This window comes from Endozoicomonas sp. ALB032 (assembly GCF_049310125.1).
Lineage (GTDB): Bacteria > Pseudomonadota > Gammaproteobacteria > Pseudomonadales > Endozoicomonadaceae > Endozoicomonas_A.
Map to the genome: position 1 here is coordinate 5546522 of NZ_JBLYNW010000001.1, position 13672 is coordinate 5560193.

The 13672-nt window shown below is 41.7% G+C and carries 20 protein-coding genes; 1 reads left to right on the forward strand and 19 read right to left on the reverse strand.

Annotated features, from left to right (window positions below; all coding sequences use genetic code 11):
• Positions 1–24 precede the first annotated feature (24 nt).
• On the reverse strand, positions 25–669 hold the full coding sequence (locus tag ACO6VG_RS20435; protein ID WP_422475360.1) for a tyrosine-type recombinase/integrase: 645 nt from the start codon (positions 667–669) through the stop codon (positions 25–27).
• A 510-nt stretch (positions 670–1179) separates the two neighbouring features.
• Here ACO6VG_RS20435 and ACO6VG_RS20440 point away from each other — a divergent pair.
• Complete coding sequence (locus ACO6VG_RS20440; RefSeq protein ID WP_422475362.1) at positions 1180–1365, forward strand: hypothetical protein; 186 nt, start codon at positions 1180–1182, stop codon at positions 1363–1365.
• Here ACO6VG_RS20440 and ACO6VG_RS20445 read toward each other — a convergent pair.
• From ACO6VG_RS20445 to ACO6VG_RS20530, 18 genes are all read right to left on the reverse strand, one after another.
• On the reverse strand, positions 1334–1597 hold the full coding sequence (locus tag ACO6VG_RS20445) for a hypothetical protein (protein WP_422475364.1): 264 nt from the start codon (positions 1595–1597) through the stop codon (positions 1334–1336). The genes ACO6VG_RS20440 and ACO6VG_RS20445 overlap by 32 nt on opposite strands.
• A gap of 14 nt (positions 1598–1611) precedes the next feature.
• Positions 1612–2076, reverse strand: coding sequence for a hypothetical protein (locus ACO6VG_RS20450; protein WP_422475366.1), 465 nt, complete (start codon positions 2074–2076; stop codon positions 1612–1614).
• Between the two features lie 222 nt (positions 2077–2298).
• The gene (locus ACO6VG_RS20455; RefSeq protein ID WP_422475368.1) at positions 2299–2466 is read right to left on the reverse strand and encodes a hypothetical protein; all 168 of its coding nucleotides are present in this window, start codon (positions 2464–2466) and stop codon (positions 2299–2301) included.
• Between the two features lie 130 nt (positions 2467–2596).
• On the reverse strand, positions 2597–2821 hold the full coding sequence (locus ACO6VG_RS20460) for a hypothetical protein (RefSeq protein WP_422475370.1): 225 nt from the start codon (positions 2819–2821) through the stop codon (positions 2597–2599).
• Positions 2822–2876: 55 nt separating this feature from the next.
• On the reverse strand, positions 2877–3086 hold the full coding sequence (locus ACO6VG_RS20465) for a hypothetical protein (RefSeq protein ID WP_422475372.1): 210 nt from the start codon (positions 3084–3086) through the stop codon (positions 2877–2879).
• Between the two features lies 1 nt (position 3087).
• Positions 3088–3375: a hypothetical protein gene (locus ACO6VG_RS20470; protein WP_422475374.1), complete on the reverse strand. Its 288-nt coding sequence runs from the start codon at positions 3373–3375 to the stop codon at positions 3088–3090.
• 63 nt (positions 3376–3438) lie between these two features.
• A complete protein-coding gene (locus ACO6VG_RS20475; protein ID WP_422475376.1) occupies positions 3439–5511 on the reverse strand; it encodes a terminase large subunit domain-containing protein in 2073 nt (690 codons plus the stop codon).
• A gap of 97 nt (positions 5512–5608) precedes the next feature.
• Positions 5609–5998: a hypothetical protein gene (locus ACO6VG_RS20480; protein WP_422475378.1), complete on the reverse strand. Its 390-nt coding sequence runs from the start codon at positions 5996–5998 to the stop codon at positions 5609–5611.
• A 1-nt stretch (position 5999) separates the two neighbouring features.
• Positions 6000–6281 carry a hypothetical protein gene (locus ACO6VG_RS20485; protein WP_422475380.1) on the reverse strand — a complete coding sequence of 94 codons (282 nt, stop codon included), beginning with the start codon at positions 6279–6281 and terminating at the stop codon, positions 6000–6002.
• A gap of 47 nt (positions 6282–6328) precedes the next feature.
• Positions 6329–6796: a hypothetical protein gene (locus ACO6VG_RS20490; protein ID WP_422475382.1), complete on the reverse strand. Its 468-nt coding sequence runs from the start codon at positions 6794–6796 to the stop codon at positions 6329–6331.
• A 558-nt stretch (positions 6797–7354) separates the two neighbouring features.
• Positions 7355–8134, reverse strand: a complete 780-nt coding sequence (locus ACO6VG_RS20495) for a phage minor head protein (RefSeq protein ID WP_422475384.1) — start codon at positions 8132–8134, stop codon at positions 7355–7357.
• Positions 8094–8348, reverse strand: a complete 255-nt coding sequence (locus ACO6VG_RS20500; protein WP_422475386.1) for a hypothetical protein — start codon at positions 8346–8348, stop codon at positions 8094–8096. Before ACO6VG_RS20500 ends, ACO6VG_RS20495 begins: the two co-directional genes overlap by 41 nt.
• A 9-nt stretch (positions 8349–8357) precedes the next feature.
• On the reverse strand, positions 8358–9809 hold the full coding sequence (locus ACO6VG_RS20505; protein ID WP_422475388.1) for a phage portal protein family protein: 1452 nt from the start codon (positions 9807–9809) through the stop codon (positions 8358–8360).
• Positions 9810–9811: 2 nt separating this feature from the next.
• Positions 9812–10885 (reverse strand): XkdF-like putative serine protease domain-containing protein, encoded by a 1074-nt coding sequence (locus ACO6VG_RS20510; RefSeq protein ID WP_422475390.1) that lies wholly within the window; start codon positions 10883–10885, stop codon positions 9812–9814.
• Between the two features lie 10 nt (positions 10886–10895).
• The gene (locus tag ACO6VG_RS20515; protein ID WP_422475392.1) at positions 10896–11195 is read right to left on the reverse strand and encodes a hypothetical protein; all 300 of its coding nucleotides are present in this window, start codon (positions 11193–11195) and stop codon (positions 10896–10898) included.
• Positions 11192–11599, reverse strand: coding sequence for a hypothetical protein (locus ACO6VG_RS20520; RefSeq protein WP_422475394.1), 408 nt, complete (start codon positions 11597–11599; stop codon positions 11192–11194). The genes ACO6VG_RS20515 and ACO6VG_RS20520 overlap by 4 nt, the downstream gene beginning before the upstream one ends.
• A 2-nt stretch (positions 11600–11601) precedes the next feature.
• On the reverse strand, positions 11602–12036 hold the full coding sequence (locus ACO6VG_RS20525; RefSeq protein ID WP_422475396.1) for a hypothetical protein: 435 nt from the start codon (positions 12034–12036) through the stop codon (positions 11602–11604).
• Between the two features lie 798 nt (positions 12037–12834).
• A complete protein-coding gene (locus ACO6VG_RS20530; RefSeq protein WP_422475398.1) occupies positions 12835–13140 on the reverse strand; it encodes a hypothetical protein in 306 nt (101 codons plus the stop codon).
• Positions 13141–13672 lie beyond the last annotated feature (532 nt).

The window sequence follows — 13672 nt, forward strand, 5'->3', positions numbered from 1 at the left end:
ACGATTTTTTGTCAATGCTTAATTTCATACCATTTTCCTATCAGCCTCAGCATCCTTTCTTGCCAAGTCCCTTGCAGTAATCAAATGAGCTTGCACTCCATCTATACCAATCGATACGCTTCTTGCCATAGCTTGTCTATGATACTTCTGATTGCTCATATAGAATCTCGTCTGTTCGACGTTAGAATGCCTGTAGGCTATCTGGATATCCTTCTCATCCATTCCCGCTAACCAACATTCAAACGATACTACCTTTCTGTTTGTGTGAGATGATACAGCAAATTCAATACCGACCTCACTCTTAGCTCGCTTGATGAATCTATCAATGCCCTGCCAGCTAATAGGTTTTTCTACATCCTTTCTAATCACACCGAATACATACTCGGTTCCCGGATACATTTTTTTCAATTCTTTGAGGGCGCTGAACGATTCTCCGGTGAATAGTATACCGACCTGAACCTTCTTACGTTTACGTTCAACTATCTCTTCCAGATAGGCAGCATCATCTTCAAATGACAGCTGTTTCCATTCCAGACAGAGCAAGTCCCCGATCCTTAATCCAGAAGCTAACTGCATCATCGTTAATGTGTAAGCTCGATGACTATGAGACTTCAATGACTTCAGGAAGTCTGATCTTAGTTTCCGGTTGATGATTGGTTCAGCTCTCATATCAATATCCTCGTTGATTTAAGCCTACTATCCATCTTCTATTAGATTCGATCAACGGGTGACGTTTAAAAATAGTAATGTAACTTCTTGCATTAACTGCACTATATAAGTTTTTGTTATAGGAATCACAAAATCATGTATTTTCAGCTCGTTCAAACCTACAGCGAAAGCGATCTCTATCCAGCACGATTGGTGCTTATAAGTTTTTGTTATCGGGATTACGACTATTCCAGTTAGAGGTATTCCGTTTCACTGGCTGGAATTGTTTGGAGGCGTTGGGAGCTGCGATTCCTAGTAAGAATTAGTCTTGTTCGGTAATACTTCTAACAGAGAATCATTTCCGATTAGATCGAGTTGTTCGATTTTCCTGGGGGAACCAACTAAGAAAAAAAATCCAGCAAGAGGCTGGATGTGGTCGTTGTCTGATAAGAGACGCTGACAGGATAATATAGTCGCTGAGTAAGTTTTGTAAGGCTGCTCAGCTTCTATTAACTACACAGGAGTATTATTATGCATCGAAACGATCCAACCTTCCGACTCTGCGTACCTGCTTGGTACAAAGCAACTCCCCGGCTATTGCAGTGGGCCGAGGATGAGTATGATAAGGTGATTGAGCTTTCAGTCAAAGAACGGATAAAGGCAATGAAGCCTATCAATGCTAAGATTATCCGCACTCACCGCGAGCTGATCCGTTGATGTAGTCGTCGAACTGCTTCTTGAGATGGTCGTACTCATCGGCTATCTCTTCTAATCTGCGCTCAGCTTCCAGATACCTAGTTTCCAACTCTTTATCGTCGGGATTGATGCCACTCTCAATCATCAGATTGCTCCAGGGCGCAAAGTAATCCCGCATAATAATATCGTCCAATATAGTCAGCATACGCATACACATGATCTGCCATAGCTCAAAACTGGTTGTTTGATCCATGATACCTCCAATTCTTATTTGAATTTAGCAAGGATGGCATCAATCGAATCATCAGAGTCATCTTCCGATACTGCATCCTCTGTTACTGACTGCGTTTGCTTAGCCTTAGGAATGTAAGCTATCAACGTTTCTGTTAACTGCGATAACTCTTTCCTATACTGAGGATTGCCACTAAGCTCGTCCTCGTCTAACTCCAGCAACTCATTATACCGATTGATGGTCAGTTGCAGTGGATCTACCTTCGTTGACGATAACACACGTTGCTCTGGAGTCATTTCTAATGTCTTCTTAGCTAACTTCAATTCTGATTCCGCTAACTTCATCTTCAACTTGGCTACGTCTTGTTCATACTTAACTTGGAGCTCTTCGTGAGCTTGCTGGAGCTCATGGTAACGTTTCTTGTAATAGCTTGTGCCACCGGCCTCTTTGGCTCTATCGCTTGTGAATTGAGTGGCTGGGTTTGGATTTGGGTTGGCCATATGGACCTCCTTTTGGGCTGGATTGTTGGGATTGTTGGGATTGGCAGTGGCGCTTTTGCGAACTTTTCCGATTATCCGGCATCCCTACTATTTATGCGGGAATACGAGCCGATAAATTCAATTGATTGCCACTATTACCAACACTATATTATTTCCGTATCGATTTCCGATATTCCAAAAATAAAAAGCCCGATAATAAGCGACGCTGACGGAGCGTCTTATTCAGCAACGCCTATCATTATTCTCTGTACGCTCATATTCTTTATCTCGGTTTTCTCTATCTATTAACATCCTTCTTGCTACCGACTCTATGTAATAATCTATTCCTTGATCTCTTATAGCTTTCATTTCGTCTATATCATTAGTTGCATCTTCTTTTATTGTACGCATATACTTCTCCTATTAGTTGAAATCCCTCTTATAAAATTAATGGGAAGGTGTTGTTATGTGAAAATTATCAATTGAACCGGGTAGAATAACAAAAGGGCCAAAAGAGGCCGAGTATAGATTAAGACAACGATTATCTATTTCTTGCACAACCGATCAACCGTTGCATACGACTTTGAATTGACGCGAACGATCTTGCTAATTGACAACGAGCTGCCATGATAATCTCAACATCAAGTGGGATGCGATCAATCTCTTTACCAGCCTCCATCATGTCATTAAATACTTGAAGCAGGATATCATCTTCTTCTTCACTCCAACGATGCCTGCGCTCTGAGTTAATTGTGTATGGGATCATATTACCCTCCATAAAGAAAAGCCTCCAAATGGAGGCTTGAATTGATTTGATTGCTTTATTGATTCATGTGACGACGTTCAAATAACGCCCAAGCTAATCCAGCAATCCACAGTGGCCAAAAGAAAATAGCGATGATGCTGATCCATTGAATATGGTTAGCGTATGGACTATTACAGTCTTTGGCGATCTTGAAAGGAATCATCCACACCTTGAACAATATAACCAATACCAAGATGATGATTACTATTCCGATAACGATTTCCATTTCAAATCTCCTGATCAGATTCAACAAGAATGCCTACACGATGAGCTTCCAAACGATTCAATGCAATTTCGACTGTATCGCCCCACACCTCGCTACGTTCGCCACCATAACCAGTGGAACGATAAAACTCTATAGGGATAACGACCTTACGGAACGTCGATCCATCAGTATTTCGATACGTATTCACCGGATACTCACCGGGCTCGATTACATAATGTGAATCGTATGTTGGCGTCTCGGCTGTTTCAGTGAAACGTTTCTGTTCAGTAACTACGAATGTGGTTTTCATTTGTGCTCTCCTCAAGTGATGAGTACATCTTCCTACAATTCAGCTTCGGAGAGCACTGGCGAGTTAAATTAAATCCGCCATCCACCAGATCGGCGTGTTAGCTTTATTCTGATGATCTTTTAGTTTCTGTTTCCGCTTCTGAATGGTTGGAATTAAATATTGCTTTCTGTCAGGAAAACGTTTCAATTGAGCTTCGTACCAGCGAACCTTTTGCATCAGCTCCAACTCGATCTTTCCATCCTCGTTCTGAGCAGCCATAGTTTGCTGCTTCGGAGTCGGTTGAGAGTCGGCATTAGGATCAAAGGGATTGTATCCATTACCAAGGCTGAAGCTGTCTCTGTTGTCACTTGGTGGTATGAACATTGATTCAACGCTGAGGTTCTTGATAGTCTTCTGCTTCAAGAGATCAGCAAACAGTTCCCTCAAACCATGAGACAATGCATCCAATCGACCTGGACTCCCTTGCTTTCTAATCTTATCTGGATCGAATGCAATCATTTCATCTTCTAAGTCTTGGAGGTAGCCCATATGACTTATACGATTGGCACTGTATAGTGGCGTGATACTCCGAGCTCTCGCTTCCTTACTGTCACTGGTATAATGGAGCTTAGCGTTAATATCAGGGTCGATTTGTTGGATAGCGTAGGTTAATAGCTCAGATCCTTGATTAGACTCCACCAACATCATGTCAGCACCGACTTCTCTATAAAGGATGCAAGCATCCTTTAGATAATCGTCGACCTTTTTACCGACACTGGTTCTATCAGCTAAGATAATTCCTTTTGCTTCATCACCATCGCCGACTGTCCGAGCCAAAGCAACAATGCCAGCACTATCAGGTAAACGTTTACCTTTTGCGTTTGAGTTAGCAGACGTCATAGCAGGGTCAACGGATACGATGCATCGGCCTACTTCAGAACGGTCAATCTCCTGAATTCGATTATCAGCGAAGTTCTTGGCATCGTATAGTGAGTTCGGATTATCACATTGATTCCAGCTTCCTTCTAATAGAGCCTTCCTTTGAGATGCTGTGCCCATACTGAGAGTCGATTCATAGTCCGTTGAAGCAAGATAAAGATTCTCGTGCAAGTGGCCACGATAGAACTTGAATGATACAGGCTTGGTGATGTAGTCACCGAGTGCATTCGTTTTAGAGTGTCTCGATTGGAGGATGTCTGCATCCTCATCCATATCAAATTCTTCGTTGGCGTGAATGAAATACATCTTCTTGCCATTCCAAGAATCCTTAACCTGACCCTCGTGATTGAGGAATTCTCCAGCTTCAAGCATATCTTTCAAGAAATGATGTGGATCTGGGTTACAGGAGTAATTAACGTAGGTCAACTTATCGGCAATCGCTTTGTTTTTGTGTGGATAGCGGTTACGACCAATCGCATAAAATACTGGAGCCTTCTCCAGTTGACAGATTTCTTCAAATGTAACCGAACCTAATTGTCGGCCCTGTAAGCTGAGATAGTTCTGCTCATTGATGTAACTGAATTCGATCTTCGAATTGAACATAGGGCATGTAATCTCGCCCTTAATTTCATCTAAATCACCGTTGTTAATCAGCTGACGATAAACAATACGCCCCTCTTCGAAAGTCGACATAACGTCTTTATATTGTTCACGGAAGAACACCTGAAGGTAATCGTCCCAACAGATATACTTCAGTGCGTTGACCAACAGACTATAAGTCTTGCCGGTTCCTGCTGCACCGCCATTCCCGCACATCTTAGTGTGATTACGAATGTAGTTGATCTGGCGAGTGCCCCATACATATGTCGGAATGTTATTGTTCAAGTATTCATATTGGGCTCCTTTTTGAGGAGCGATAAGCATATAGTCGTTAGTATCTTCGCTGAATAAATGCTTATCATCGTAATGCGTCCAGATTATTGGACAATCCTCAAAGTGGAGTTGAAAGTGATTGATACGGGTGAATTTATTGGAAGCGCTTTCGCATTTCTGTATCAATGTGGACAGCAGGATTATCCTTTCAAATTGATATGCTGTCACTGTCTTCTTTAACTGCTTGAGCAAATCACTCTCGAAATCATTGTCTATGATTGTTCGGATAGCTCTCCAATGCTTAGCTTCAATCCGAGTACGGTCCTGTAATTTTATTTTTGTCATAATTTACTCCAGACGCGCAGAATCACTGGTGGAATCCAGTGTTCAAAGTAATTTATGGGAATACTTCTGAGCTGTGCCCTTCATTAAAGGGAAGTAATTACTTCCCTTCTAACTCGTTCGTATCCTGTTTACAGAAGGGCTTGATGGCCTCCAGAAGTCCATCGAGATCAGTGATGCGGAACCCAGAGAGATATTCCACGCGATCCTGTACACTTTCGTTCGTATCCTGTTTACAGAATGGTTTGATAGCCTCCAGAAATCCATTAAGATCAGTGATAGGCATTAGCATCGGATCACGTTGTTCAACGTCGCCCAGATATGAAACCTTCGATTTACATCCTTTCCAGATGTTTCGATTTTCATCCATCGATCCGTGTGGACCCGCCATATCGTATACTTCAAGTTCATCAAGTAAATCGATTAGTCGGAGAGTCTTATCATCATCGGCTGAAAGAACGTTTTGATTTTCGAACTGTCTTAAATTCATATCAATCCACAATCCTATATTTATTACCAACTTTCTCGACGTAGGGTTCAATTGCTGCCATGAATCCTACAACATTAGTGATTTGCATGCGTTCCGGTTGTGGCGGCCATGCTTCATTGCTTTTTAAATAAGGCACCAATGCATGAGCGCCCAGAAACACATTATCTTCGTCGTCAACGGTACCGTGTTTTGAACCTGCTTTAACGAAAGCGTTCAGTCGTTCCATCAACTCAATGATGGAACCTTCTGCGACATATTGTGATTGCCAAGTTTGTAAATTCATATTTTTCTCCTTGTGTAAATGATCCGATGATAACCATCGACGTTTTGTTATTTATCCAATAAGTAGCTGATTGGAAGATCGAGCTCCAGCATGGTTGTCAGAATTTCCCGATCGTGTTGCTTAGAGCCATAAAAGTGCTCATTGATCAAATCGTCCAGCATCTCTATGAGCGTCTCCCGGCTAACATGAACAATTTCCGGTTCTGGTTCAGCTTCCTTTGGTGCTGGAAGATACTTTTCAACGTCAATACCTTTCAATTGAATGCGTGGAAATCGGCCATGACGATCTACACAGTATGGAGCGATCTTTTGCATGAACGCATCGAAATCGATGATCTCTACATTCAAATGTCCGTTAGCGAGGATCTTTTCATCAAGACTAATGGTGCCGTTGAATTTTTCGCCGTTATGGATGCCGCCATAAATACTGGCTACTTTGATTAACTTGAGTTCCTGAAGTAACTTGTCGAGATCACCTGACTTGAGGTGTTCGAGTTTGAAACGTAATAATGACATTTTGGTTCTCCTTTTATTGTAAAGCGCACCAGAAAGACCCAGTCACAGGAACAATCCAATGCGCTTGATAATAATGACTGGGATTTAAAAAGGCCCAGGAATGGGCCAGAATCGATCTTACCGTTTCGATTCCACTCGGCCAACTATGATAAGTGGAATCGTTAAAGTGCACTCGTCTTGGACGGAGTAAAGAGTGATGAGCGTTGAAGACCACTCACCGAATGCACTTTAAAAAGGACTCCATCCCGAATGGGAAAAGGAATGGAGCCAATAGGAGAAATAAGACCCTACATCCACACTATTAATAGACGTAGGTTAATGGGCACTCGTTCGGGAACAGATAAATGAACCCAACCACAAGTTCAACCGAATGCCCATTAATAAAACCGGAACCAACCGAGTTGAAGAATGGCGAGGAGGCGCCACTCAGTTGGTCCGGGGAACTCGTATTGCAATCACACCTGTCATGTTCCAGAAGAACTACAAGCGCATTGATGAATACTTCGCACAAGCACCCATCTTGAAGCACCCCGATAGAGGATGCTTGGGGATGAATACTCAAACGTCAATAACAACTTCTTTTCCGTCAATGATTTGGAAGTATTCCAAAACGCTCCTACAATAATGTGTGGGGACAGGTGGAGCTTGATACCCATCAAACGTACCATTCAACTCTCTAACCTCTCCATGCATTCCATTACAGAAATCAGAGGTCTTAGTATCCAAAGTTGAATCCCATCTCTTGTATACAGGAGCATCCGCTATCTTACGTTGCTGTTTCAATTGCATAATCGCACCCCTACGTGCAAGTTCTTGAATACGCTTTTTCTCGACGTGCCTCTGTAGTTTACGACGTTTATTAATTTGGTTGGTAGATCGACGTTGCATCTCAGCTACTACCTTATTAACACCAGCGCCTTCAGTGATTAGCTTCTGTAATGCTTTCGTATGCTGTTTCGCTACTTTCGGAGTCATACCAAGATAAGTACTCAGCAACTTCAGCTTATTAGACTTTCCTACATTAGACTGACTGAGTAAACGTTTTACCTGATTCATTTCATTGATAGGTAGTACGTTTTTGGAAAGGTAGTCTGTGACCTTTTTCAGTTGATTCTTATTAGCTGGAGTTGGATTAATGGTAGCTTTATGCTTTTTACCGATCCGATTCAATTCCTTAGTTAGCTCAAGAAGTAGAAACCCTCCAACTCCAATCAATGCAACTTGGAATAGTGAGAAGTTGTCCTCTTTGAGTTCTTCTGGCTCATCGTAAATCAGCTCAAGATCATCTTCAGCAGCATCAATCAGATCGTCCAGTATCTCGTCGTAACTCTCCGTCATCTTTCAACTCCTCCAACTCTTTCATGGCCTTTTTGAATTCTTTCAACTTCAATTCCATTTCGTGGATGTTTGCTTGAAGATCATTCAACATCACTTCGGTTAGCGTCAACCTTAGCCCTGCGTAAGGAATATCAACTTTGCATTGATTTGAAGGTTCATTGGCGTTGACAGATAGAGAGGCCGCCATAAGGCAGCCCATCAATAGTTTTTTCATAGCTATTCCTCAGATGTTGTATAATCCGGCAACCTCAGCGAGAGTCTTTGGTGCATTTAACTCTTCATCGATCAACTCATCCTGAATGCGCTCAAGTTCATTGAGATCATCAACGTCTCCTAAATCGACTGGTGTCATATCAACTCCATCGCTCTTAGGGATATTGAATCGCTGGCGTACTCTATCGGACAACTGTTCTGACAATTCAACAGCACCGGAATCGATCATTGCTTTCAGACCGTTCGCAAATTCTGTCAGGCTCGACATTTCGAGCTGTTCGAACTTCAACTGCGGAAGCAATGACATGTCGAACTTATTAATCTTGATCAGAGTTTTGATCATCCGATTCAAACTCGTTTCCAGTGTCCGGACGTACATCCCCATCGTTTTGATATACAACTGACTGTGAACGTCGCCCAAGGCATAACTACCTGAATTGGTCATCGTGCCAAGTCCAGTGAATGCAAGCATACCAGTGGATAGGCATTCCAACTTTTTCTCTCGCCTCTCATTGAGGATTGATTCAAAGGCTGGACCACTTCCGCTGGAACTCATTAATTCCACATCCATGATATGCTTGCCCTGCTCATTCGTATCACTGGGCAATAACAGTCCCGTTTGATGGTTACGCTTGAGCTGAGTAATAATATTCTTGAGATACAATACTGCCGCTTTCTGATCAGGAGACGCGTTTTCCTTGAGGAAATCTTGTGGGGCTCTTGCCACGGGGATGCCTGAAAGATCGCGCTCGTAACCTACCGCGCTAATCTGTGCCAGTCTACGTTCAGTAAACCACGGCTCATAACAAGCTGCTAATGGTGGTGGGCCGCCTTCAGGGTTGGTTGCTGAAGGGATAGCCTGAACAATTTCAAAACGCTTCTTGTCGATAACGGATGTGTCACCATTAAATAGCTGAATTACTGCTCCCTCAAGAGGTCCAGTGCCACAATCTGGTATCAACCATTTATAGATCGATTGTGGATCGATGATTGTCCAGTGTCGCCAGCCGATTTTCTTATCAGCATACTCGGAGTAAAACATACTATCATCATGCTCCGGTCCTCTCCTCAATTTATATTCAGGTACAACTAAGGCGAATCCATATACCAAAAAGTTCCTGATGATCTCGGTGAGGTAGTCGTCGAACGCTACACTCATATCATCCAGATTTTGCTTAACAAACTCCATCACCTTTCTGGCTTCTTCGGAATCGTTAGCTGGCAGGAGTTGATATTCAGCAGTCCGTAACACTCCAACTTGAGCTTGAATCATGCTGGCGATGTATGGACTATTGACCATCTTATTAAAAGTCCTGGATCTCTGTCGTAAGTTGATGAGTTCCGGTACGTCTGTATCCTTCAGATTACTAACGAACCCGGACCAGACCGATAATCCTGATCCGATCGCAGCCGTATCAATTATGCTATCATCGGAAGTATCGAAGTCTTGTACTATTGCCATTATCAACCTCCATTCTTAATTCTGGTTCTGGCCTCTACTCTGCATAGTGCAAGATGTTGGCCTCGGAATGCAGGCTCTTGTTGGATACTCTTAGCGAGCACTTCAACACGCTCCTCGAATGTAGGCTCCTTGGATTTGGCCTTTTCAACAGGAGTTGTTTCTTTAGCGAGCTGACGACGTTTTTCTTTTTCGATCAAGTATTCCATCGCCTTTGGCGGAATCGTTGACTTCTCGACCTGAACTGGTGGAGGAGTGATATCAGCAGCACCCTCTTCGATAGCAGCAGACGCGCTACCTGATTGGTATGGCTGGCTTGCCATTACTTCAGCCATCTCGATGAACGTCTTCAATAACAGTTCGGTCTGACGAGGTGGAAGTTCGAACAGCATAACAGTCAAACACTGATACAGTTCATCAGCAGACATATTACCTTTTTGCATTGCTGCTAATTCATCGTTCAGATAGTCATCGTAATTTTTGATTTCAGAATCAACTGGCTGGCTGATTTCCACTTGAGTACTTTGTCCATCTGCCATCTGGCTGTAGAGCATATCAAGGAGTTTCAACAGGTCCTTGTTATTCTCAATCAGTTCAACTGATTTCTGTAATTCAACACTTTTCTCTAATTGAGTTTTGCGTTTGGCAGCCTCAATAACTTTATTCGCTTTGGCGTGCAGTCTTGACTTTTCCATGATGTCCTCCACTATTGCCGAACTTTTAATGCTTAGGCCAGTGAGTTCACCTGACTGCATTGCCTTCCAAATTTCTTCATTTAATACACGGCCTGTTGCGACCCATGATTGAGCGGGAAGAATATTTCCGTTGGGCATTTTGACCGGCTCTTCTGTAATTTCATGAGCTAACCATTCAATGCCAACTCCGTCTTCAATATTATTGCCGTGCTGAATGGCCCACGATTGTGCAGTTTGCAAATATTCATCACGAGCTTGTTTTACAACTTCAGCTGAGTAGATATCGTTATGCCAATCTGGAACTCCAGGAATCAATACAACGGATTTGAATACTCTCTGAGCATTCTCCCAATCCGGGATTTTAATGTAATCCATATTATCCATATCTACTCCCTTAGTACTGGCTTTCTTTTCGGAATCCGCCCAGAATCGCGCTAATCACAGCTTCAAGCTCTTCGTCGCTATTCTCATCATCAAGATGAATCTCGACGACTTCATGTCCCATCTCTTCGCCATTCAATTCTGATAGCAAATGATCAATCAATTCCGATTGGCCTTCTGCTATTTCAGTCAGCTCACGGTTCTTCGAGGACAGTGTTTTATTCTCCAGCTCCAACTCATCGATACGACATAGCATGTTGGCCATCATATCAGTCAGATCCATAGCTTCGTTAGCGTTCAGTATTACTTTCATTTGTTCTCTCCTATAAATTGTTTGATCCAATCATCCAGCTCACGTTTTAAATTCTTTTCCACGTCGATTGGACGTTCACACAAATATTCTTTAGCTTTATGTCTCAGCCACTTGAGTCTTTTTACGTTAACATTTGGATACTTGTTGCTGACGTCTTCTAAACTATGCCCATCCAAGAATCGTCTGAATATCTTGTCATTAAGCATCCACATTTGTTCATCAGGTAGCCTTTCGTTGATATCTAACAATTCTGCTAATGCTGGATGCAAGTCAGCTTTTATATTTTTGATGTGATCATCAACGAGTTCTTCAGCCGTTTTAAAGGCTGGAGCATGGCCTTGGTATTGGGCTAAGTTATTGATTCTGTTTTGCAAGGCTGTCGGCTTATTGGGTTTATATCTCATATTCATTCCACGCAATTAACGCCTCGGAAAAGGCTTATCAGATATAACGTATGATCAACGCGTTCTGGTTTGTGTCTTAACCATGTGTGAATCTTGCCATTAGTAATTCCGCTCAGAATGAATGCCAGTTCACACATATCAACCTTCTTGAGATCCAATCTTGTATATGCATCAATCCAGAAAAGCTTTTTGGATAATTCCGGATGTGTAATCTCAACTCTATCGAAGAACTGGATTCCTGAGTTCACCCTATCCTCAATATCAGGCAATGCTTCAACGAAAGGCTTCAATTCTTCATGCTCGATCATAGCTGTCGCTGCTCGTCTGTCAGAAGAGATTTGTTTATTGGTAGCTTTCCACTTCTCAGGATTAAAATGTTCAGGACAATCGAGTATATGCTCGAATGTTTGAGGGGTTAGACCAATGGATGTATACATCGACTTTTTATTCCTGAGCTCGAGGTGTTGCAGGAATCCGTTGTAATCAATTTTGTTTCTGAGCATATATGCTCGGATCTTCTGAATTATTGTTTGGTTGGGTTTTCTGTGGATCATAATTTCCTCACACGGGTTATTGATAATGAGGATGATCTCCTCTTGAGATTGGATTTGTTTAAATTAAATTGCCGAGTTATCAAAAAAAGCAAGAACAAGCTCTTCCCTATCTTCTATCTTGTATATCCGATACACTATTTATGCGGGATAGACGACAGATATATTTCGCTTTCCCTATCTTATGGTCGGGCATCGTCAGAGGTTGCATAATATGCGGGTCGCGTTTTTTTTGATAACTCAGCAAAAGTTTTATATTTTATTCACTTCCCTATCCTATGGTGGGGCATCGTTCAAACCTGCAAATACTGCATAGGGCACTTTACGTGAAATCGGCTTTGAGAATTGGAGCTATTTTGATGGGGATGAATTATTTAAAGTGAGGGTAGCTTAAACTCGATTATAACGCGTTCTAAGACGTTTTTAATTTGAGACGATAGACTTACTACTTTAAACTAAAAACGTCTTAGAGAGCGGCTTACGCTTGTTAGAATTGAATATAATCTTGTATTAGATAAATATAAGCATGCCGAATAGAATAGCAACGACTACGAAACCGATCTTGTCCCAGATACTTGCATTCTTGATGTCATTCTTGATGACGTCTATTCTCCAACCCATTTTACTTCTCCTAATAAAGCTTTTGAAATGATACGATCCTTGATTCAGATGTTCAGATCAACTTCATTTATTTGAAAGTACATCCATAGCAGCAGAGAATACATTACTTGATTCTGGATGACTTAAATCCATTTCTTTTCCAAATAGTTCTCTGATGTCAGTTGGTATACTATTCCACAACGCCTTTATCTTATCAGCTGATTCTCTGGTATAAGTTTGATGATTATTCTCTATTGATCCCATATCAGAAAATCTCTCCGATAGAATCCACTTACCATCTCTTAGGCTAATCACGTTCTTATAACGTAACATAATCAACAGTTGCTCTACTGGAATATTTAGTTCTTTTGCAATATCTCTTATAAACATTTTCTTTCTCCAATGGCCGTTTGTCATCTCACTGCGTTCGACGACAACGGATGAAATCCGATCATCCCTCAATGATGGTTAGCTATACAACAATCAACGAAAAGATATATCAATATAGGCTCACATTGAAAATGTAAATAATTGCGTTAAAAATCATCTCCGATGATTTAGCAATTATTTCAAAAATTCATTTCAATATATTCGAAAGTTCGTTGACTAAAAAATCGGAGATTTTTCTTAACGTCAACAAACACTACGTTAGTTTTTTTTGAATTTTGATGTTGATCTCTAAATGTTTTTAGCTCTCTCTTAACTGAAGCGGTATTAGTATTATTATAAGGGCGAAACCATTTTCAATATAAAATCACGCTCAAAGCCGCTAAATATGCGGCCTGAGCTGGTATTACCATCGAAACGAGAGAATGCGGCCTGAGCTGGTATTACCAAATCGAAAGTAATACCAGCTTGATCAACGAAACCATTTTCAATATAAAATCACGCTCAAAGCCTTTAAATATGCGGCCTGAGCTGG